We start from the raw sequence: 2,345 nt of genomic DNA, 5'->3' as shown, positions 1-2,345 counted from the left end.
CAAGAAAACCTTTATAGTCAACGTCTGCACCTTGCCGATACCGATAATGGAGGTGAGTCCGTATTCGAACCATGAAATTAAGAACGTCTGGAAAAAGCAGATCAAAAGCAAGCCTTTTGCCAAGGGAAACAACACTTTTATGTACGTCTGCCAACGGTTTCCCCCCAGAGTGGCGACCAGGTCTTCATAGCTTTTTACTTTTTTGTTCCAAAAACTGCTGAAAAACAAGAGGGCATAGGGAAAGGCGATGATAAACTGGGCCACAATGACACCCGTGATATTTCCGAACAGACCCATTTTGAGAAAGAAAAAACTAAGACAGGCCGCAAATACAACGGGAGCCAATATATAGGGAAAATAGGCCAACAGGGTCAAGGTGTTTTTCTTTGGATGGTAGAACACCGTACGGCTGATCAGAAATCCCGAAGTCGTGGATACGATGGCTACCGAAAGGGATATCAGTAAAGAGGATAAAAAACTTTCTAACAATCCTGTCTCGGAACCTAGAATGGTCGCCCAGTTTTTCAGTCCAAAATAGGATGGTAATATATCCGGAAACCGCCATTCCGAAGCGAAGGACAGCAGGACAAGGTATACGAACGGAAACAGAATCAACAGCACCGCTCCGCTCAACACAAATGGTTTCCAGCTAAGAGCTTTTTTAAACTCCCTTCTTCCTGATTTCCGATATTTTGAGAACCGTGACTTCACTTCAAAATTTTTAAATATCTCGATATTCAGAAACTTTGAAGTATTGCCAAAACCTCAAACTCTTGAAAATCAGTTCAAATTATTTTAAACACCTCTAAGTTTCATAACTGCGCCTTTTTTTGGGAAGAAAAAGCAATATCGCAGCCGCAGAAACGATCAAGGTATACATCACCGCGACCACATAGCCCTCGGATATTTTGTCGAGGTCATATTGTTTTATTTCCCGAATAATCAACACCGACAACATTTGTGGGGATTCTTGACCTAATATCAGCGGTACTTCATAAGCCCCCAATAAAAAAATAAAATACAGCAAAATCAGCACCCAGGTCTTTTTGATCAAGATGGGCAAAAATATCCGCTGGGTTACCTGTTTGGCGTTCGCTCCCAGCGATTGCGCCAAGACGGATAGTTCTTCGATACGTTCGTTTTTGCAGACGTTCAAAAAGAGCAACACAAAAAAGGGCATGATCATCGTGATAAAAGACAGTACGATACCAAACGCCCAAGCATCGTTCACAAGATCAGGAAATTGTGACGCCTCGGTTATCCCCCCCAAATTATAGCTTAGCCGGGCAAAAAATCCGCCTTTTGAGAAAAGTTGAAACGTGAAGAAACCGGTGACGATGCCCGGCACCGCCAATGGCAAGTATATTATAAAGGATAGAAATTTTTGCTCCAAACGTTTTCGGAATTTCAAGGTCGCCCATAAGGCTCCACCTACGGAGACGACCACTGCGACCAAGGCAATCAAAAAACTGTATAAAAAAGACCGGAAAAATTCGCCGGAAGCCAATACCGATGTCCAAAATTCAGTGGTAAAACCCTTGTTGGCAACACCTATAATCCCAAAACTATAGAGTAGCGCATAGATAAACGCGGCCGCAAAAGGCACCACACCAATGGCGATAAAAAGGATGATGCCGAAATTTGGACTTCTATTTTTCAATGACTTGCTTTCTAAAATCCTCATAAAGGCGGATCATGTATTCGGGGGCGGGTTCGGCGATGGCGTTCTTTTCCAGCTGTTTCATTTCTGGGCCGTATTGGCGTCTGGCGGACCTTTTGAACTTTTCTTGCCAGTCCGCAGGCAGACTTTCGATGTTTAATACCGTATTGGAGTTCATTCCGCTTACTTCGGCTTTTTTAAGCTGGGCTTCGGGGGATAGCAAAAAATCGATGACCTGCATGGCACCCGCCTTTTGGGGAGCGTTATACAGCACCCCAAGATAATTTGAATTTTTAATCGTACCGTTTTCCCAGGCATAACCGCGCGTGGATTTAGCATAAAGACCGTTCAGTACTTTTTCTTCGATGCCGCCTTCGCTAAACCCGTACACCAATAAAAGTTCGCCGTTGGCATAGAGCTGACCCATTTTGGATTGCTCTTTGGGGAAGGTACGGCCTTCCTTCCAAAAGTACTTCTTGTGGGCGTTGACATATTCCCATAGTTTTTGCGAAAGCAGGTTGTATTTTTCTTCATCGAACGAGCCATCGAGGCTAGTGGGACTTCCACCGAGTTCGGCCATAAAACTCTTGAGAAGCGTCATGCCCGTAAAATCGTTGGAAATAGTAAAGGTGCCGGGATACCGATCGAGATATTCAGTCAATTGTGAAAGGTTCGTCGGGGGGTT

General features: G+C 44.2%; 3 protein-coding genes. All 3 read right to left on the bottom strand.

All coding sequences use genetic code 11. The features are described 5' to 3' along the window. Positions 1-711, bottom strand: a 711-nt coding sequence (locus tag ACEW8S_RS20350) for an ABC transporter permease (protein WP_373519941.1), incomplete at its 3' end; no start/stop codon positions are given. A gap of 94 nt (positions 712-805) precedes the next feature. Continuing rightward, positions 806-1,660 carry an ABC transporter permease subunit gene (locus ACEW8S_RS20345; RefSeq protein WP_373519940.1) on the bottom strand — a complete coding sequence of 285 codons (855 nt, stop codon included), beginning with the start codon at positions 1,658-1,660 and terminating at the stop codon, positions 806-808. Beyond that, a partial coding sequence (locus ACEW8S_RS20340; RefSeq protein WP_373519939.1) for an extracellular solute-binding protein occupies positions 1,650-2,345 on the bottom strand: 696 nt, incomplete at its 5' end. The genes ACEW8S_RS20345 and ACEW8S_RS20340, both read right to left, overlap by 11 nt.

This window comes from Pricia sp. (assembly GCF_041745955.1).
Taxonomy (GTDB): domain Bacteria; phylum Bacteroidota; class Bacteroidia; order Flavobacteriales; family Flavobacteriaceae; genus Pricia.
This window is presented reverse-complemented; position numbering and strand designations above follow the sequence as displayed.